Source organism: Lacinutrix chionoecetis, from assembly GCF_053604665.1.
This window is the reverse complement of the sequence record NZ_JBSHNQ010000060.1, coordinates 1-19613: the sequence shown is the minus strand read 5'-3', so window position 1 is coordinate 19613 and position 19613 is coordinate 1. Positions and strand designations below refer to the sequence as shown.

At 34.8% G+C, this 19613-nt stretch carries 15 protein-coding genes; 9 read left to right on the top strand and 6 right to left on the bottom strand.

Features of this window, described 5'->3' with window-relative positions; translation table 11 throughout:
• Window positions 1–163: 163 nt before the first annotated feature.
• The 7 genes from gyrB to secDF all read left to right on the top strand — a co-directional run bounded on the left by gyrB (window position 164) and on the right by secDF (window position 10029).
• The gene (gene gyrB, locus ACVC43_RS01645) at window positions 164–2113 is read left to right on the top strand and encodes a DNA topoisomerase (ATP-hydrolyzing) subunit B (protein WP_452222838.1); all 1950 of its coding nucleotides are present in this window, start codon (window positions 164–166) and stop codon (window positions 2111–2113) included.
• Between the two features lie 163 nt (window positions 2114–2276).
• Window positions 2277–3293, top strand: a complete 1017-nt coding sequence (locus ACVC43_RS01640; RefSeq protein ID WP_452222837.1) for a DUF6588 family protein — start codon at window positions 2277–2279, stop codon at window positions 3291–3293.
• 102 nt (window positions 3294–3395) lie between these two features.
• On the top strand, window positions 3396–4322 hold the full coding sequence (locus ACVC43_RS01635; protein ID WP_452222836.1) for a malate dehydrogenase: 927 nt from the start codon (window positions 3396–3398) through the stop codon (window positions 4320–4322).
• A 64-nt stretch (window positions 4323–4386) separates the two neighbouring features.
• A complete protein-coding gene (locus tag ACVC43_RS01630; protein WP_452222835.1) occupies window positions 4387–5349 on the top strand; it encodes a SecDF P1 head subdomain-containing protein in 963 nt (320 codons plus the stop codon).
• Between the two features lie 85 nt (window positions 5350–5434).
• Window positions 5435–6070, top strand: coding sequence for a DUF4412 domain-containing protein (locus ACVC43_RS01625; RefSeq protein ID WP_452222834.1), 636 nt, complete (start codon window positions 5435–5437; stop codon window positions 6068–6070).
• A gap of 123 nt (window positions 6071–6193) precedes the next feature.
• A complete protein-coding gene (locus ACVC43_RS01620) occupies window positions 6194–6799 on the top strand; it encodes a hypothetical protein (RefSeq protein WP_452222833.1) in 606 nt (201 codons plus the stop codon).
• Window positions 6800–6990: 191 nt separating this feature from the next.
• Entirely contained in the window at window positions 6991–10029 is a 3039-nt protein-coding gene (gene secDF, locus ACVC43_RS01615) for a protein translocase subunit SecDF (protein WP_452222832.1), read from the top strand.
• 220 nt (window positions 10030–10249) lie between these two features.
• Here the strand turns inward: secDF and ACVC43_RS01610 are convergent, their stop codons facing one another.
• From ACVC43_RS01610 to folE, 6 genes are all read right to left on the bottom strand, one after another.
• A complete protein-coding gene (locus ACVC43_RS01610; RefSeq protein WP_452222831.1) occupies window positions 10250–11095 on the bottom strand; it encodes an alpha/beta hydrolase family protein in 846 nt (281 codons plus the stop codon).
• On the bottom strand, window positions 11095–11592 hold the full coding sequence (locus tag ACVC43_RS01605) for a DUF192 domain-containing protein (RefSeq protein WP_452222830.1): 498 nt from the start codon (window positions 11590–11592) through the stop codon (window positions 11095–11097). The genes ACVC43_RS01610 and ACVC43_RS01605 overlap by 1 nt, the downstream gene beginning before the upstream one ends.
• Window positions 11593–11594: 2 nt before the next feature.
• Window positions 11595–12527 (bottom strand): prolipoprotein diacylglyceryl transferase, encoded by a 933-nt coding sequence (lgt, locus tag ACVC43_RS01600; RefSeq protein ID WP_452222829.1) that lies wholly within the window; start codon window positions 12525–12527, stop codon window positions 11595–11597.
• Window positions 12528–12676: 149 nt separating this feature from the next.
• On the bottom strand, window positions 12677–12898 hold the full coding sequence (gene yidD / locus ACVC43_RS01595) for a membrane protein insertion efficiency factor YidD (protein WP_452222828.1): 222 nt from the start codon (window positions 12896–12898) through the stop codon (window positions 12677–12679).
• A 42-nt stretch (window positions 12899–12940) separates the two neighbouring features.
• A complete protein-coding gene (gene cysS, locus ACVC43_RS01590) occupies window positions 12941–14422 on the bottom strand; it encodes a cysteine--tRNA ligase (protein WP_452222827.1) in 1482 nt (493 codons plus the stop codon).
• 222 nt (window positions 14423–14644) lie between these two features.
• Window positions 14645–15322, bottom strand: coding sequence for a GTP cyclohydrolase I FolE (gene folE, locus ACVC43_RS01585; RefSeq protein WP_452222826.1), 678 nt, complete (start codon window positions 15320–15322; stop codon window positions 14645–14647).
• A gap of 167 nt (window positions 15323–15489) precedes the next feature.
• Here folE and ACVC43_RS01580 point away from each other — a divergent pair, with 167 nt between their 5' ends.
• Window positions 15490–15960: a hypothetical protein gene (locus tag ACVC43_RS01580; protein ID WP_452222825.1), complete on the top strand. Its 471-nt coding sequence runs from the start codon at window positions 15490–15492 to the stop codon at window positions 15958–15960.
• A gap of 10 nt (window positions 15961–15970) precedes the next feature.
• The coding region (locus ACVC43_RS01575) for a PKD domain-containing protein (RefSeq protein ID WP_452222824.1) at window positions 15971–19613 on the top strand (3643 nt) is incomplete at its 3' end.

The window sequence follows — 19613 nt, the reverse complement described above, 5'->3', positions numbered from 1 at the left end:
CGATTTAAGCCACTTTCGTGAAATCAACAATTGTTAATAAAAAATACATAAATCCGTTAAACGGTAAGAAATAGCCTTAATGTTTTTGTATATTTGTTTGTTGTCGGAATGGTATTTTTCGGCTGTAAAAAACACTAATAAGCAATATAAATTAAATAGATATATGAGCGAAAAAAAAGAAGAGTTTAATAAGCACAATTACTCGGCCGACAGTATTCAGGCATTAGAAGGTATGGAGCATGTGCGTATGCGTCCATCGATGTATATTGGAGATGTGGGAACTCGTGGTTTACACCACTTAGTGTACGAGGTTGTCGACAACTCGATTGATGAAGCTTTGGCAGGACATTGTGATAATATTACAGTAACCATAAACGAAGATAATTCTATTACCACCGAAGATGATGGTCGTGGTATTCCAGTAGATTTACACAAAAAAGAAGGCGTTTCTGCACTTGAGGTAGTTATGACCAAAATTGGTGCTGGTGGAAAATTCGATAAGGATTCCTATAAAGTTTCTGGTGGACTGCATGGTGTTGGTGTAAGTTGTGTTAACGCATTATCTCAACATTTAACAGCTACTGTATATAGAAATGGTAAAATCTGGGAACAGGAATACGAAAGAGGGAAGCCACTCTATCCGGTTAAAGCAATTGGCGAAACAGAGAAAAGAGGAACAACAGTTACCTTTAAACCAGATGCTACTATATTTACACAAACCTTAGAATATAACTACGATACTTTAGCAAGTAGAATGCGTGAATTAGCGTATTTAAATAAAGGTATTACAATTCATTTAATTGATAAAAGACATACAAAAGAAGATGGTTCTTTTGAAGGTGAAACATTTCATTCTGAAGAAGGTTTAAAAGAGTTTATCAAATTTTTAGATGGTAACAGAGAACCATTAATGAGAGATGTTATTTCTTTTGAAGGTGAAAAAAACGGCGTGCCTGTTGAGGTTGCTATGATTTATAACACCTCTTATGCAGAAAATTTACACTCTTATGTAAACAACATTAATACGCATGAAGGTGGTACGCACTTATCTGGTTTTAGACGTGGTTTAACGCACACGCTAAAGAAGTATGCAGACGAGTCTGGAATGCTTGACAAGTTAAAATTTGATATTGCGGGAGACGATTTCCGTGAAGGCTTAACAGCTATTATTTCAGTAAAGGTTCAGGAGCCTCAATTTGAAGGTCAGACTAAAACAAAATTAGGAAACAGAGAAGTTTCTGCAGCGGTTAGCCAGTCAGTCTCAGAGATGTTAACTAACTACTTAGAAGAACATCCAGACGATGCTAAAATTATTGTTCAAAAAGTAATTTTAGCAGCGCAAGCAAGACACGCAGCCCAAAAGGCGCGTGAAATGGTACAGCGTAAAACAGTAATGAGTATAGGTGGTTTACCTGGGAAATTATCAGATTGTTCCGAGCAGGATCCTTCTAAATGCGAAGTATATCTTGTTGAGGGAGATTCGGCAGGTGGTACAGCAAAACAAGGTCGAGACAGAGCTTTTCAAGCTATTTTGCCACTGCGTGGTAAAATTCTTAATGTTGAAAAAGCGATGACACATAAAGTTTTTGAAAACGAAGAAATTAAGAACATTTTTACAGCTTTAGGTGTTACCATTGGTACAGAAGAAGACAGTAAAGCACTTAACCTTTCTAAATTAAGATACCATAAAATAGTAATTATGTGTGATGCCGATATTGATGGTTCTCACATTGAAACTTTAATTTTAACGTTCTTTTTCCGTTATATGAAAGAACTCATTGAGAATGGACATATTTATATTGCAACACCGCCTTTATATTTAATTAAAAAAGGCTCTAAAAAACAATATGCATGGAATGACGATGAAAGAGTTGCAATTATGGAAGATTTTGGTGATGGCTCAAAAATTCAACGTTATAAAGGTCTTGGTGAGATGAATGCAGAACAACTTTGGGATACAACTATGAATCCTGAATTTAGAACACTGCGTCAAATTCATATAGATAATGGGGTAGAAGCAGATCGTGTGTTCTCCATGTTAATGGGAGACGAAGTGCCACCTCGTAGAGAGTTTATAGAAAAGAATGCTGTCTATGCTAATATAGATGCATAACACGTTATGTAAACAAAAAAAACACCTTCAATAAAACTATTGAAGGTGTTTTTGCGTTAATAATATTAGCCTATATAATATTACTAAAATTCCAGGTGATTTTATAACGTATTTTTGGTTCCATATCATAAATTATTTAGTTTAACACTAAAAACAAGAACACATGCAAAGAATAGTTTTAAGCCTTATAACATTAATAATAACTCTAAATGTTTCAGCGCAGGAAAATATTGACGATTTATTAGCGGCAGGAATTGCCGATGCTAAGCGATTTTCTACAAATTATATAAAACCAGCAAACGATGGTTTGGCGTACGGTATTAATAACGGTTGGTTTAATAATGCAAAAACACCAAAGCGCTTTGGTTTCGAATTGTCAATTATTGGAAACGCCACATTTATAAATGACGAAGACAAATCCTTTATAATGAATACTGCAGATTATGAAAATATAACTTTCACAGATGGTAGTACGAGCAAAGTTGTAGCAACCGCATTAGGGCATAATGATCCTGCAGTACAAGTAGAAGTTACTTATCCAGGCTTTTTTGGTTTTACCGAAGAATCTGCTACATTCGACCTGCCAACTGGAATAGGGTCTCAAAATGTTAATTTAATTCCTACAGTATTTTTACAAGGTAGTTTTTCACCATTTAGAGGCACACAATTAAAAGCACGTTACTTTCCAAAAGTGGATAAAGAAGATGCTAAAGTAGGTTTATATGGCTTTGGTTTACAGCAGGATTTTACAGCTTTTTTACCAGAAGACACCTTGTTTCCGGTTTCTATCTCTGGATTAATTGCCTATACACATTTAGATGGTAACTACGATTTTACAGACTCTAATATTGTAGAAGGTAGAAATCAGCAAATTCAAACAGAAACCAATACAATGCTGTATCAAGTAATTGTTGGGACTAAGTTTAAAGTCATTAATTTATATGGGTCTGTTGGCTATTTAAACGGAAATAATAAAACCGATTTATTAGGCACTTACGTTGTTACAGATGGTACGTTTTTTTCAGATGAAATAGTCGATCCGTTTTCAATCGAATCAGAAACAAAAGGCGTACTAACAACTGTTGGAGCAAATGTAACCTTAGGCTTTTTTGGAATCAATGCCAATTATACCATTGCAGATTTTAACAGTGCATCCGTTGGAATGAATTTCAGTTTTTAAAAGTCTCATTTTTAATCATTTTCTATTTCAAAATTTGTAAATTTGCACCTTTAAAATCATACACAAACTAATTGTCATTAACTTAAAATAAAAAAAAACCAAATGAAAGTAACAGTAGTTGGAGCAGGAGCAGTAGGTGCAAGTTGTGCTGAATATATTGCTATTAAAGATTTTGCAAGCGAAGTTGTAATTTTAGACATTAAAGAAGGTTTTGCCGAAGGTAAAGCGATGGATTTAATGCAAACCGCTTCATTAAATAGTTTCGATACAAAAATAACAGGAACTACAAACGATTATTCTAAAACAGCAAATTCTCATGTTTGTGTTATTACTTCTGGAATTCCAAGAAAACCAGGTATGACGCGTGAGGAGTTAATAGGTATTAATGCAGGTATAGTAAAAAGCGTATCGGCAAGTTTAATCGAGCATTCTCCAAATACTATAATTATTGTGGTTTCTAATCCTATGGATACTATGACCTATTTAGTGCATAAAACTACAGGCTTACCAAAAAACAGAATAATTGGCATGGGTGGTGCATTAGATTCTGCACGTTTTAAATACCGTTTAGCAGAAGCTTTAGGAGCACCTATTAGCGATGTGGACGGTATGGTAATTGGCGGACATAGCGACAAAGGTATGGTGCCGTTAATTGAAAAAGCTGCAAGAAATAGCGTGAAGGTTTCAGAGTTTTTATCTCAAGATAGAATGCAAAAAGTGGTTGAAGATACTAAGGTTGGTGGTGCAACACTTACAGGTTTGTTAGGAACTTCGGCGTGGTACGCTCCAGGAGCAGCAGTATCTGCAATGGTTCAGGCAATTGCATGCGATACTAAAAAAATATTTCCATGTTCTGCTTTATTAGCAGGAGAGTTTGGATTAAGCGATTTATCTATTGGAGTACCTTGTGTGCTTGGCGCTAATGGTATTGAGGAAATAGTTGAAATTAGCTTAACGGATGCTGAAAAAGCAAAATTAGCAGAATCTGCCGAAGGCGTTAAAACAACAAACGGATTATTAGATTTATAATCAATAATAATACACAATCAAACCTCACTTGTTTTTAACTCGTGAGGTTTTTTTATTTTTAAAAATGAAAAAATTTAAAATAGTGTTTGCACTCTTAATGGTATTTAGTGTAATGGGTTGTAAAAAGCCTTTGGAGCATCAATTTATATATACCTTTAACAATACAGAAGCAGCTGAAACCGAAAACGCAAATAAAGTCATTAACGTTTTAGAGCGTAGAATGTCTTTCTTTAAATTAAAGCATAAGATTGAAGCGTTATCAAATAATGATATAGCATTAACTGTCTATTCTAATACTTTAAAAAAGGAGGCCTTCAATAATTTAATAACCAATAGAGGAAAGTTGGAGTTTTGGGAAACTTACGAAGCAGAACAATTTATCTCCTATATACTAGATATTGAAGAGGCGCTTAAAGGTGAAGCAGGAGAAGCATATAAAGAAGTAGACTTGTTTTTAAATGCGGTAGTTTCCAGTGGTTATCCTGGAAGTCCAATATTATTTTACGTGAAACCCACCGACACTTTAGATTTTATTAGTACTCTAAATACATACAAGTCTAAACTGCCACAAGATCAAAAATTTGTTAAATTTCTATATGGAAGACCCAGCAAGAATGGCTCTTTACCAGTATATACTATAAAATCGAATAGAGGCGAGAAACCAGTAATGTCTGGAGAAGTGATCACAGCGGCAAGCCAAGATTACGATTTTCGAAACCGACCAACAGTTTCTATTAAAATGAATAAAGATGGCGCATTGCAATGGGAGCGATTAACAGAAAAGGCTTATAACGACAGATCGAATATTGCTATAGTAATTAATAACGTTGTATTTTCTGCTCCAGGAGTAACGGCAGGTGCAATTAAAGGTGGGCGTTCTGAAATAGCAGGAGATTTTACAAAAGAAGAAGCTCAGGTTTTGGCTGCAATATTAGCCTCAAGAGGAGAAATTCCGCAACTAAAGCTATTAGAATATAAAAAAAACCTAATAACTAAGAGTATTACGGTTTTTAATTTAAGTTTGTAACAAAGAGGTGAGTTTTTAATACTTACAATATGAATGATTTATAACCTATAAAATGAAAAAAAATATATTACTATTAGCATTAACATTGGCATTTAGTTTAATTATTACAGCCCAAGAAAAATTAAAAGAAGGTGTTCTTTTGTCTAAAATGACCATTGCAAGTGATGACGCTAAGTTGAATCAGCAACTTGCGATGGGTGATGTGGAAACCACGACATACTTTAAAGACCATAATTCGCGAATTGAATCAAAAAATCCTATGACTGGAAACGTTGTAGTAATTACAGATAATGATGACAAAATGATGCTAATATTAATGGATAATCCCGTGGCAGGAAAAGTGTTTAAAAAACAGAATATAGAGCAACCAAAAGAGGATGATGAAAATATAATAATAACAAGAGGAGAAAGCACTAAAACTATTTTAGGTTATGAGTGTAATCAATATTTTGTGACTACTAATATAGAAGGTCAACAAGTAGAGATAGAAATTTTAGCTACAAATGCAATAGATGTCTATTCTCAAGAAGCTAATCAATTCGGAAAAAAAATTGATGGTTATCCATTATATATGAAAACGAAAATGAGTCAAATGGGAGCTGACATGTCTATTACTAATATGACAATTGTTCAAGAGGTTACTATAATTAATAAGGAAGAAATTCCTGATGATAAATTTGATATGGCAATTCCAGAAGGTTATACCGAAATGAAACAATAATTTTTAAATTTTAATAAAATAGAGCAATAGTAAAATTGTTTTTTTTGTTGAAAGCTAATAGTAAAAAGCATATTTATACAAAGACTGTAGCAATACAGTCTTTAATTTTTTTATATTTGGCGCATGAAGACAAAATGGTACTTTGGTGCTTTAATTGTAATACTCACTTTGTTTGGTGCAAGTCAGGAAAACCTGGTAGTGCCAAATCAAGAAATTGTATTACAGTTTTCGGGTGCTCCAATCTCTTCAAACCAAGCCCAGATTGCAATTTCCAACGTAAAAGCGCAATTAGAAACTATTGGTGTTTCTAAAATTGAAGTTCGGGAAGAAGCTAATGGCCGTTTAATTATTGCTTATTACAGTGAAGCGCCTGTTTCCAATGTAAAAGAATTATTGTCTGCCGAAGCTTTGTTAACTCTAAATTACGCTTCAAATTCAAAAGATAATCCGTTAGATTTCCCAATCCAAAGCCATTACAATCTCGATGTGTATGAGATTAGTAAAAGTAGCGATACAGGTTTAGGATCTACAGGAAAATTAATATTTGAGTTTAAACAAGACTACGATAGGTTTTCGAATCCTAATCTGTATGTTCACACTACAACCAACGATTTTGCTGAGCAACATGTTTTGGTTGATGTGGCTTATAAGCTTAACAAAACCATTGCAATTGCAATAAACAATATTCCTCACAAAATTCCTGAAGGTCGCGCAGGACCAGTTTTATAACAGGAGAATAAATATAAATTCCCTAATACATAAAGTTTTATAATGATAAGTTTTCAGCTTCGGCTTTAGCAGTTCGTTTTAAAACATAGCTTTATCAATTTTTGTAAGCTATCATTTCAAAATAAAAACCATCACTAATAATTGTCAGCCTCGCAGAATCGAGATAAAAAACTGACGCAAATAACAAAACAATGCAAAATAAAGGATTAGTAAAACTCTTCGCAGTTTTATTTGGATTGGTAAGTATTTACCAACTGTCTTTCTCGTTTAAAAACAACGCAATCGAGAAAAACGCAGAAGAAATAGCAGCATCAAAATACAGTACAGATGTTGAAGATTATCAGGAAAAAAGAAAAGCTTACGAGGTAAACTATTTAGATTCACTTTCAGTTTCAAAAGAAAGCGTATTCTTAGGTGAAGACTACTCGAAAGTTAAGGACAATGCCATGAAATTAGGTCTTGACCTTAAAGGCGGTTTAGAGGCTATTTTACAGGTATCTGTAAAAGATATCTTAAAAGGTTTAGCCAATAACTCTAAAGACCCAGTATTTAATAAAGCTTTAGATGATGCAGACGAGTTACAGAAAAACTCTCAAGACGATTATGTTGATTTGTTTTACGAAGCATTCGATGCTATTAAAGGCGATAAAAAATTAGCGTCACCAGATATTTTTGGAACGCGTTCTTTAGTAGAAGCTGGGACGGTTACTATTGGTATGAGTGACGATGAGGTTAAAAACGCGTTATCTAAGAAAATTGATGAGTCTATAACTTCGGCTTTACAAGTATTACGTACACGTATTGACCAATTTGGTGTGGCATCGCCAAACATTCAGCGTTTAGGATCTTCTGGACGTATTTTAGTAGAATTACCTGGTGTAAAAGATGTAGAGCGTGCCAAAGCATTAATTACAGGAACAGCAGAATTAGAATTCTGGTTTGGATACAAGGCTGCAGATTTAGGTCAGTATTTTAACGATTTAAACGAAGCTTTAAAAAATAAGGATGAAGCAGTTGCAGATACAGACACAGAAACTGAAACAGATGTTGATGCCATGCAAGATCCGGAAGAAGATACTGCCGATGATATTATTGGAGATCTAACAGGAGAAGAAGATGAAACTACAATTATTGAAAACCCATTCTACGACCTTGTTAAACCAGGAACTGGTTACTACTCTGGAGTAGGTCTTGTAGATATTGAAGATCAACAAAAAGTATTAGATATTTTAAATTCTAAAGAAGCCATTGCAATGCGTCCGGCAGCTGCGAAGAATATAAGATTTGTATTCGAAAAGCCTAAAAAAGATAGTGAAGTTACAACGTTACACGTTTTAGAAGGAAACAGAGATAACGTGCCACCACTTAGCGGAAGTATTGACGATGCAAGAGAAGGTTACGACCAGGCTAACAGAGTCGTGGTAAACATGCAAATGGATGCTGCAGGTTCTAAAACTTGGGAAGAAATGACAGAGCGCGCTTTTAAAGAAGGAAGCAATATTGCTATTGTTTTAGATAACATTGTGTATTCTGCACCAGGAATTAGCAGAGGTAAAATTGCTGGAGGCCGTTCAGAAATCTCTGGAGATTTTACAATTAACGAGGCTATCGATTTATCTAACGTATTACGTGCAGGTAAATTACCAGCAAAAGCAACTATTATCCAGAGTGATGAGGTAGGGCCAACATTAGGTCAGGAAGCTATTGATAGTGGTACCATGTCGTTTTTAATTGCATTGGCATTAGTATTATTATGGATGATTTTTTACTACGGTAAAGCAGGTGCTTTTGCAGATGTTGCAATGGCATTAAACATTTTATTAATATTCGGAATTTTATCTGGTTTAGGAGCCGTGTTAACCTTACCTGGAATTGCAGGTATTGTATTAACCATAGGTATGTCCGTAGATGCGAACGTGCTTATTTTCGAACGTATTCGGGAGGAATTAGGAAAAGGTAAAGACCAGAAATCGGCTATTAAAGACGGATTTAGTAATGCATTATCATCTATTTTAGATGCTAACATTACAACAGGTTTAACCGCTTTAATTTTATTTTTATTAGGTACAGGACCAATTAAAGGTTTCGCAACAACATTATTAGTTGGTATTGCAACCTCTTTATTCACAGCAATATTTATTACCAGATTATTAGTAGATTGGTATGTAGGACGTGGCGGAACTTTAGATTTCTCAACAGGTATTACTAAAAATCTATTTAGAAACATCGATATCGCATTCTTAAAGAAACGTAAGATGTCTTATATTATTTCTGGTATTTTAATTGTAGGTAGTTTAGTATCATTATTTACTAATGGTTTAGATCAAGGTGTCGATTTTGTTGGAGGTAGAACCTATCAAGTACGTTTCGAGCAGCCAGTTAATGCCGCAGAAATTAGTGCAACATTATCAGACCCAGCAGTTTTTGGTAGTGCAGATGCTAAAACTTTTGGAGATAATAACCAGTTAAAAATTACTACAAAGTATAGAATCGACGAAGCTTCAGAAGAAGCAGACGAAGAAATTAGACAAGGATTATATAACGCATTACAACCTCATTTAAGTGGTGTGTCTTACGAAGAATTTATTTCAAACAGAGAAGGCAAAACCATTGGTTTAATGAAAAAGTATAAAGTGAGTCCAACCATTGCCGATGATATTAAACAAGCATCATTCTGGGCAGTATTAGGATCTTTAATAGTTGTTTTCCTTTATATTTTAATACGTTTTAAAAGATGGCAATTCTCACTTGGTGCAGTAGCAGCAGTATTCCACGATGTATTAATCGTATTAGGTGTATTCTCTATAACATACAAGTTTATGCCATTCTCTATGGAAATAGATCAGGCGTTTATAGCGGCAATTCTAACCGTTATTGGTTACTCGTTAAACGATACGGTTGTTGTGTTCGATAGAATTCGTGAATTCTTTAACGAGCATACGGGCTGGCCATTTAATACGGTTATAGACAAGTCGTTAAGCAGTACCTTAAGTAGAACATTAAACACCTCTTTAACAACGTTAGTTGTATTATTAGCCATCTTTATTTTTGGTGGAGAATCTATTAGAGGATTCATGTTTGCCTTAATAGTAGGTGTTATTGTAGGTACTTACTCATCATTATTTATCGCAACACCAATTATGTACGATTCGGTAAAAAGAGGAGATGCTACAGAGGCATTAAAAAACAAAGTAAAAGAAGAAGAATTAGAAGAAGAAGTGAAAGCTTAATCTTATAATTTAATCATATTTAAAAGCCTTTCAGTGTAAAACTGAAAGGCTTTTTCTTTGTTGTAAATTTTTCATGGAATCTCGTTAATGTTATCTGTTTAATTTGGGCGTTACCTTGCAAAAAAGCAAGGTCAGGCTCTCAAGGCTCGCTCTCTGCGAGGAGCTCAAACAAACCTTTCCATCCTTAACGTTTACACAGAGCTCAGCCGAGTGTACAAGCTTAAGTATTATCTACAATCCATTGTGATGTCATCACCCAAAGCGAATCTGCAAAGCGTGCTCTAAAGAAACCAAAATGGCCAATATTAGGTAGGTTTAGTGCTTTTGGTAAAATATGCTTCCTATCTATTTTGGCTGCTTTAAAAACATTAGCAAACCAATCTACTGCTCGTTTAGGCGCAAAGTTATCTTTAGGAAAACTCAAAACAAGCATTGGACACGTCACTAAATTTAAGTTTTCTTTTTTAGCATCACTTAAAAAGTAGTTCTTTTTATTTCCCCAACGTCGCCATTGGTAAGTTACCTGTTTTGGAAGGTTTTCAAAAAGGTTGAGCTTTTTAGCCGGGAAATACCCAAATACAGGTGATAGTGAAGGAATCATTAAATTCCAAAATAAAAACATTTTAACTTTCTGCAAACCTGAGAATACATTCCAATAGCCAGATTGTGAGGCTACAGTTATAATGGCATCCGCTAGATTAATATGCGCGTTAAAAGCTATAAGTTGTCCGCCAATACTATGGGTAATTAAAATAGTTTTATGTGTCGCGTTTTCAGTTTTAGCAAATTGTAAAACCGCTGCCTGATTGTTAGCCCAATCTTGTAAGTTGGCGCTGTTTTTTTTAATGTTTTTAGCGTGCGATAAGCCTATTCCAGAGTAATCGAAAGTGTAAACCGTAAAGCCTAAGGTGCAAAAGTAATTTGCGAATTTAGAGTAGTAGTTCTGTAATACACCTGTTGCAGATGAGATAACAATACTTTTATTGTTGGAAGTTTCTGGTATAAATTGAGTTGCAAAAATAGAAGCGTTATCGCCAGTTTCTATTTCTATAACTTGTTGTAGCATTACTCTACAAATTTGTATTCAAAATAATCCATTTTATCACCTACTTCTAACAACCATTCTTGTGCCAAACCAGCATTAACTTCTAATACAAATTGAGCCAGCGCATTAGAGGGTAGTGAAGCCTCACTTAGCGGTTGGGCATTTTCCTGAAAGCTTACAATGGTTTTATTGTGGTCTATAAAAATAAGGTCTAATGGAAAGCGTGTGTTTTTCATATAAAAATTACGCTCTCTAATTTCGTTAAAAACAAATAACATACCTTGGTTTTTTTTCATCGATTCTCGATACATTAAACCAGTTTCAATTTCAAAAGGTGTCTTAGCGATTTCAATATCCAACGCGGTGATTAAAGTGTCTGCCACGCCCTTATAAAGCATAAGCTCACCTTCTTTTTTAAAGGTTATTTCGGGTTGCTTAATTGTTTTGGGTTCGCTTTTACACGATAAAACAATGAGCCCTAAAAAGAAAACTAAAGGTGCTATTTTAAAAATTTTCATGCTTAAACAGTTGCTTTTTGTTTGTAGAAAAACATAAAATATAATCCTACTAAAATAAACGGAATACTTAAAACTTGTCCGGTATTCATAAACCAGATATAATCGTCTCTGCCATCTACTTGTGCAATTTTTACAAATTCTACAAAGAAACGTACGGTCCAGAGTAGTACTAAAAACAAGCCGAATAAAAATCCTGGTTGGTTGCCTTTATCTGTTTTTAAATAGAAATATAATAATATTAAAAACACGAAAATATAACAGAACGACTCATACAATTGTGCAGGATGTCTAAATGGGACAGCTTCCAGTAAATCTATAAATTTAGGGTTGTCTGTTACAGCTTGGTAAGCGTCCTTATAATCTTTAATACCTGTTTTGTCAACAATCTCTCTCTTTGAGTAATATTCTTGAACAAAGCGAACACCTAATGGGAAATCTCCAGATAATTTTCCAACAATTTCTGAATTTATAAAGTTTCCAATTCTAATAAAAACAGCTCCAGAGGCAACAGGAATTACAATACGATCTAAAATCCACATTACCGATTTGTACTTGTATTTTCGTCGGTACAAATACATAGCAACAATAATTCCGATAGCTGCGCCATGACTTGCTAAACCAGAAAAGCCAGAGAATTCAAATTCTGGTTTAAAGTGAAAGGGAAGAAACACACTAAAAAAATCTTGAGAAAATAATTCTGGCTGGTAAAAAATAACATGACCCAAACGCGCACCCAACATAGTCGCTAATACGGTGTAAATAAATAAAGGATCTAAATATTCGATATTTATTTTTTCTCTATTAAAAATACGTTTCATAATGTGCCAGCCCAAAACAAAGGCGATTACCCACATTAAACTGTAAAAATGAATTTTAAAATTTCCAACAATGTCGATTCCAGTAATAGGATTCCAGTTGAACTCTAATAAGTACATAGATTATTTTTTATGAGCGTAAATATAGTATTTATGGTTTATTAATGCGGAATTCTTTAGAAGGTTTTAACGAATCCTTATTTTTTTAGGCCTCACAAGTTTTAAAACCTGTAAGGTCTATTTTTCGATTAAACGTCTAAAAAAGGTCATTAGGGAACAGGATCATATCCTTTTCCGCCCCATGGATGACAACTTAATATGCGTGTAATACTCAATTTCATGCCTTTTAAAAACCCGTGTTTTTGTAAGGCTTCTTTTGTATAGTGCGAGCAGGTTGGTTGGTATCTGCACGTTGCTGGTGTAAAAGGAGAAATAAAAGTTTGGTAAACTTTAATTATAAACAAAAAAGGTGCGATGAGTATTTTTTTCATAATCCAAAAGCCCTCGCTATTGTAGAGGGTTTATGTAAGGATTTAATTAGTAGTAAATGTAGTGCCTTCGCGACTATCGTTTAAGGTAATGCCAACATTGGCAAGTTCGTCACGAATTTTATCAGACAAAGCAAAATCTTTGTTAGCACGCGCTTCCTGTCTTAATTTAATTAGTAATTCTACTGCTCCCGAAAGTTTTTCTGCTCCTTCACCACTTTCCTGATTGTTTTTTAAACCTAATATTTCGAAAACGAAAATGTGGAACACGTCTTTTAAAAGGGCTAAATCGTCGTTAGAAATTGTTGCATTACCTTCTTTTATAGCGTTAATATAGTTTACGCCTTCAAAAAGATTAGCAATCAAAATAGGTGTGTTAAAATCGTCGTTCATGGCATCGTAGCAAGATTGCTGCCATGCTTTAATGTCTATAGACGAGGTGTTTGATGCTTTTAAATTAGCTAACTCATCAACAGCATGCATTAATCGGTTAAAGCCTTTTTCGCTTGCCAGTAAACCATTGTTTGTTAGATCTAAAACGCTTCTGTAGGCAGATTGCATCATAAAAAACCTAATAACACTTGGGTTATAAGGTTTAGACATAATGTCGTTTTTACCCGAAATTAATTCTGAAGGATTAATGTAGTTACCTGTAGATTTACTCATGCGCGAACCGTTTAATTCGAGCATGTTGGCATGCATCCAGTAATTAACAGGAGATTGACCTTTAGCGGCCTGATTTTGTGCAATTTCACATTCGTGATGCGGAAATTTTAAGTCCATACCACCACCATGAATATCGAACTGGTCGCCTAAATATTTTGTACTCATGGCAGTACATTCTAAATGCCAGCCTGGAAAACCATCGCTCCAAGGCGAAGGCCAACGCATAATATGAGTGGGTTCGGCTTTTTTCCAAAGTGCAAAATCCTGCGGATTTCTTTTGTCGCTCTGCCCATCCAACGTACGTGTGTTATGGATTAAGTCTTCTAACTTTCGTTTGCTTAAAATGCCGTAATTGTTTGTCTCGTTATATTTATGAACATCAAAATAAACAGAGCCATTTACTACATAGCCAAAACCGTTGTCTATTATAGTATTTATAAGTTCTATCTGTTCAATAATATGCCCAGTAGCAGTAGGCTCAATACTTGGTGACAAAAAATTAAATTGGTTTAACACATTATGAAAATCTACAGTATAACGTTGTACAATTTCCATAGGTTCAATTTCTTCTAAACGTGCTTTTTTGGTAATTTTATCTTCACCAATATCTGCATCGTTTTCCAAATGTCCGGCATCTGTAATATTACGTACATAGCGTACTTTATAGCCTAAGTGTTTTAAGTAACGAAACACCATATCGAACGACATAAATGTTCTTACATTACCTAAATGCACATTGCTGTAAACCGTTGGACCACAAACATACATACCAACATAACCATCATTTAAAGTTTTAAAAGGGTCTTTTGTGCCAGTTAAAGAATTATAGACTTTTATATGTTGATTTTTATATAACTGCATTTTTATATGTTGTTTGTTGTGGAGTTGTTAAGGCGATTTTACTCTATTTTAAAAAGTGATTTCTTAACGCATTGATTTTTATTAGTAAATAGATTCAACATCTAATCTAATAATTTTATAGTTTTCTTCGGAAATAAATTACAATTCTTTTCAAATGCATGTGAATGCATCTATTCTTGTTTTTTCAAGTTAACAGTTATCAGCTAACCGATTTAACATCAATTAAAACGTTGTGTCCAACTGGATATAATCTAAAAACTCACGTTTGGTTTCTTTGTTTTTAAATTGCCCGCCAAATTCTGAAGTTACTGTGCTACAGTCCACATCACGTATACCACGACTATTAACGCATAAATGTTTGGCATCTATAACACAGGCAACATCTTGAGTGTTTAAAACGGTTTGAAGCTCTTTTACAATTTGTATTGTTAAGCGCTCTTGAACTTGTGGGCGTTTGGCGAAATAATCGACTATTCTATTCATTTTAGATAAGCCTACCACAGTACCATTAGAAATATAGGCAACATGTGCTTTCCCAACAATGGGTAACAAATGGTGCTCACAAGTTGAATACACCGTAATGTTTTTTTCAACCAGCATTTCTCCATATTTGTATTTATTATCAAACGTAGAGGCATTTGGTTTTTTATCTGGATTTAAGCCACCAAAAATTTCATTTACAAACATTTTTGCAACACGTTTTGGAGTGCCTTTTAGGCTATCGTCGTTTAGGTCTAATCCTAAAGTTTCCATGATACTGCGTACATCGTCTGTAATGTTTTCAATTTTTTCTTTATCAGAAAGTTTAAAAGCATCAGCTCGCATAGGTGTTTCGGTCGAAGTACCAATATGGTTTTCGCCTAAATCGTCGTGAATATCTTGTATATTATCAATTTTCATTTATTCCCAAAAAATTATAAGCTACAAAGATAAGTAATAAAAAAATGGGTGCAATAAGGTAGGAGTTTTTTAATTATAGTTGTTTTATTTATATGTCGAACTATAGTTAACTAAAAGTTAATTATTTTTTGGTATTTTTAGCACCTTATTTAAAATTATATCCATTTATGAAACTCAAATCCTTATATGTATTAGCGTTATTATTCACTTTAAGTGTCTATAATGTTACTGCACAAACGCCTAACAAGCAGCCGTTGCAATTAGTTAAATATAAAGACAATGTAAAGGCACCACTTACCGCAAAAGAAACCTCATTTATTAAGGAGGTTTATGCCGATAAATTTGATGCTTACGTATTAAACAGACCTCAAAAATTAAAGGATTTAAAAAACTTACTTAGAAATAGGATAGAGGTTAAAGAGATTCCTGATCTGGTTAATAATACAGAAAAATATAAAACATTAAGTGAGGCAGGATTATTTAACACCTATAATCCGGCTTTAACTTTCGATAAAAGTTACAGTAAAGACAACTTTAACGTTTTAAAATATAACCTCGAATTTTTTGGAAGAGGCTCACGGATTTATAGAATAGATAATACCAATTATTTCATCATCATTAAATCTCAACATCAATAAAATAACAACAATGAAGAAATTTACATTTTTAGTTTCGTTCTTATTTATAGCAACCGTTGCATTTTCTCAAGATGTTTTAATGCAAAACGGAACAGTTACCCAATGTTCAGGCACGTTTTATGATTCTGGTGGGCCAGGAGGAAATTATAGTAGTGATGAGAATTTTACACTTACAATTTGTCCAGATATACCAGGAAATCAAATTCAACTCGATTTTACTGCCTTTAGTACTCAACTTAATAATGATACAATTACATTTTATGATGGTGACGATACTACAGCAAATGCATTTGGAACGTATTCAGGTGGAAGTGTAGCAAGTAGTCCAGGTGTAGTAATTGCAACACCAAATAATACAACCGGTTGTATTACAATAGTATTTACGTCAGATCCATCTGCAACAACTACAGGTTGGGAAGCTACAATTTCATGTTATGAGCCTTGTCAAACTATTACATCTCAATTAGATAGCTCAACACCTGCGCCAAATGGAGATGGTTATATAAGAGTTTGTACTGATGAAGATATAACGCTAAATGGAAGTGGTATTTTTTCTGTTGATGGTACTGGTGCAACATACGAGTGGGACTTAGGTGATGGTAATACTGTTTCTGGACAAACAGCAACGTTCTCCTACCCAACTCCGGGAGTTTACATAGTTAATCTCAATATTACAGATACCAATACAGATCCTGCACCAGGCACAGGCTGTACTAATACAAATTTAATAAACCAAGTTATACAGGTTAGTACAGAACCCGATTTTACAGCAACACAGGCCACTCAAAATATTTTGTGCTACGGCGAAACCACTACTATTGATGGTGTTGTTATGGCAACTGAGTTTATTAATGATTGTACGCCACCAGTTAGTGGAACAACATTTTTACCAGATGGTAATGGTGCAACTTATTCAACTTGTGTTACTGTGGACTGCTATGATTCTTCACAAACATTAACAGATATTAATCAGATTATTGGAATTTGTGTGAATATGGAGCATTCCTTTCTTGGTGATTTAGATATTAATATTATTAGTCCAACTGGACAAGTGGCTGTTTTAAAAGAATACCCAGGAGGTGGAGGAACCTATCTTGGAGGAGCAAATGATGATAATACTAATACGCCTGGAGTTGGTGCGGATTATTGTTTTTCTACGGCTGGAACTGTAACTTTAGAGAATGGGCCAACAATTATAGCCGGAACACCTCCAAGTAACTCTATAGCTCCGGGAACATATCTGCCTGAAGGAACTCTTAATACTCTATTGGGTAGTCCGTTAAATGGAGATTGGTGTATTCAAATTATTGATAACTTAGGAATTGATAATGGTTTTATTTTCTCTTGGAGCATTGAGTTCGATCCAAATTTACAGCCACCAGAATTGTCTTTTACACCTGTAACAGTAACCGAAGGTTGGGATGCGGATCCTACAATTACCAACACCACAGGAAATACAATTACTGTGGCACCACCTTCAGCAGGACAGTATTGCTACACTTATAGAGCTACAGACGATTTTGGTTGCGAATATACTGAGCAGGTTTGTATAGATGTACTTCCAGAATTGGTTACAGATCCACCAAACGATTTATTTTTATGTAATCCTGGAACACCTCCTTATATTTTTGACCTGACGCAAAACGATGCAGTTATAAACGCTTCTGCTACTAATCCAGGAGATCAAATTATCACCTATTTTGAAACACAAATGGATGCCGATAATAATACAAATCCTATTCCTAACCCAGATATGTATTCGTCAAGTGCAATTATTGGCACGCCACAAACAATATATGTAAGAATTGAATATTTAAGTTCTGGGTGTTTTGAAACAGATACTTTTACATTAAATATTACTACGCAACCAACTATTAATCCTGCTATAGATATGGTAGCTTGCGATGACGTGTCTAATGATGGTGTTGCGACTTTCGATTTAACAACACAAGATGCAATTATTTTAGGTACACAGCCCGCTGCAGATTATACAGTTACGTATTTTGCCTCTCTTGCAGATGCAGCAGCCAATGTAAATGCTTTGGTAAGCCCTTATAATAATATAGCAAATCCGCAACCTATTTTTGTAAGAGTAGAATTAACAGCTGATGCGCTTTGTTTTAATGTAACAACTAATCCTGCAGGTGAGTTTAATCTTATTGTAAACCCAAGTCCAGAGATTTTATCTTTAACAAGTAATACAGATATTTGTTCGGGAGATGATGCTGTATTTACTATTACAGGAACAGCTACGCATGTTGTAGATTATAACATAAATGGCGGCGGAACATTACAAACAACTCTTGATGCTTCAGGGCAATCTGTAATAACGGTACCTGCAGTTACTGCAGATCAAACCATCACTTTAGAGTCTGTAGCTAATCCAACAACAACATGTACAGCTCCTTTAACCAATACCGAAACCATAACGGTTAATACCAACCCAACAGTTGTTTTAACAAGTAATACGAGTATTTGTTCAGGTAATGATGCTGTTTTTACAATAACTGGAGATGCTGGTAATACTGTAGATTATAATATTAATGGCAGTGGAACACAACAGGTTTTAATAGATGGAACAGGTGTTGCTATAGTGACAGTTACTGGAGCAACAGTAGATCAAACCATTACTTTAGAAACGGTAACCAATCCAACAACTACATGTTCAAGTGTTTTAACAGACACGAACACGGTGACTATAAGTGCGAATCCGGTTATAACATCGTTAACTACCAATACAGATATTTGTTCTGGTAACGATGCCATTTTTACAATAAATGGAACGCCAGATGATAGTATTGAATATACTATAAATGGTGGTGCAACGCAACAAATTATAGTGGATGCTGCTGGTGAGGCTATTGTAACAATTACCGCAGCAACTATAGATCAAACCATTACGTTAGAAACGGTAACGAACCCAGTAAGTACTTGTTCAAGTGTTTTAACAGATACAGCGACAGTTACTGTGCTTCCAAATCCAACAGTAACCCTAACTAGTAACATGGCTGTTTGTACAGGCGAAGATGCTGTATTTACCATTACAGGAACTGCGACGCATATTGTAGACTATAATATTAATGGAGGAGCAACAGTACAAACTACTTTAGATGCAGCTGGTGAGTCTGTAATTACTATCACAGCTCCTGCAGTAGATCAAACATTAACTTTAGAGTCTGTTACAAACCCAACAACAACATGTAATAGTCCGTTAACAGCGTCTAATACAGTGGTAATTAACCCACTCCCAACCCTAATAACCCCTACACCATTAGAAGTTTGCGACGACGGCACACCAGACGGTTTTACAGCCATCGATTTAACCATAAAAAACAACGAAATAACAGGCAGCAATCCAGCCTATAGCGTTACGTATTACCTCAATCAGGCAGATGCAGACGCTCAAACCAACCCATTACCAAATACCTACACTAATATAAGCAACCCGCAAACCATAGTAGCAGGTGTGCTCAATACCAACACCAGCTGTTACAATACAATCACATTAGACTTGGTAGTTGAGCAGGCACCAGTAATTTTCACACCAACCGCTTTAGAATATTGCGATCCAGACAGTGATGGCTTTGGTGTCTTTACCCTTACCGATGCCGATGCACAAATTACAGGAGGCGCACCAGGACTTACCGTTACCT

Bases quoted from the DNA above. Each gene is read 5' to 3' on its own strand.
- folE (WP_452222826.1), bottom strand. From the start codon at position 15,322: ATGAAAATTGATAATATACAAGATATTCACGACGATTTAGGCGAAAAC.
- gyrB (WP_452222838.1), top strand. From the start codon at position 164: ATGAGCGAAAAAAAAGAAGAGTTTAATAAGCACAATTACTCGGCCGAC.
- secDF (WP_452222832.1), top strand. From the start codon at position 6,991: ATGCAAAATAAAGGATTAGTAAAACTCTTCGCAGTTTTATTTGGATTG.
- yidD (WP_452222828.1), bottom strand. From the start codon at position 12,898: ATGAAAAAAATACTCATCGCACCTTTTTTGTTTATAATTAAAGTTTAC.
- ACVC43_RS01610 (WP_452222831.1), bottom strand. From the start codon at position 11,095: ATGCTACAACAAGTTATAGAAATAGAAACTGGCGATAACGCTTCTATT.
- cysS (WP_452222827.1), bottom strand. From the start codon at position 14,422: ATGCAGTTATATAAAAATCAACATATAAAAGTCTATAATTCTTTAACT.
- ACVC43_RS01580 (WP_452222825.1), top strand. From the start codon at position 15,490: ATGAAACTCAAATCCTTATATGTATTAGCGTTATTATTCACTTTAAGT.
- ACVC43_RS01640 (WP_452222837.1), top strand. From the start codon at position 2,277: ATGCAAAGAATAGTTTTAAGCCTTATAACATTAATAATAACTCTAAAT.
- ACVC43_RS01620 (WP_452222833.1), top strand. From the start codon at position 6,194: ATGAAGACAAAATGGTACTTTGGTGCTTTAATTGTAATACTCACTTTG.
- lgt (WP_452222829.1), bottom strand. From the start codon at position 12,527: ATGTACTTATTAGAGTTCAACTGGAATCCTATTACTGGAATCGACATT.
- ACVC43_RS01630 (WP_452222835.1), top strand. From the start codon at position 4,387: ATGAAAAAATTTAAAATAGTGTTTGCACTCTTAATGGTATTTAGTGTA.
- ACVC43_RS01605 (WP_452222830.1), bottom strand. From the start codon at position 11,592: ATGAAAATTTTTAAAATAGCACCTTTAGTTTTCTTTTTAGGGCTCATT.
- ACVC43_RS01635 (WP_452222836.1), top strand. From the start codon at position 3,396: ATGAAAGTAACAGTAGTTGGAGCAGGAGCAGTAGGTGCAAGTTGTGCT.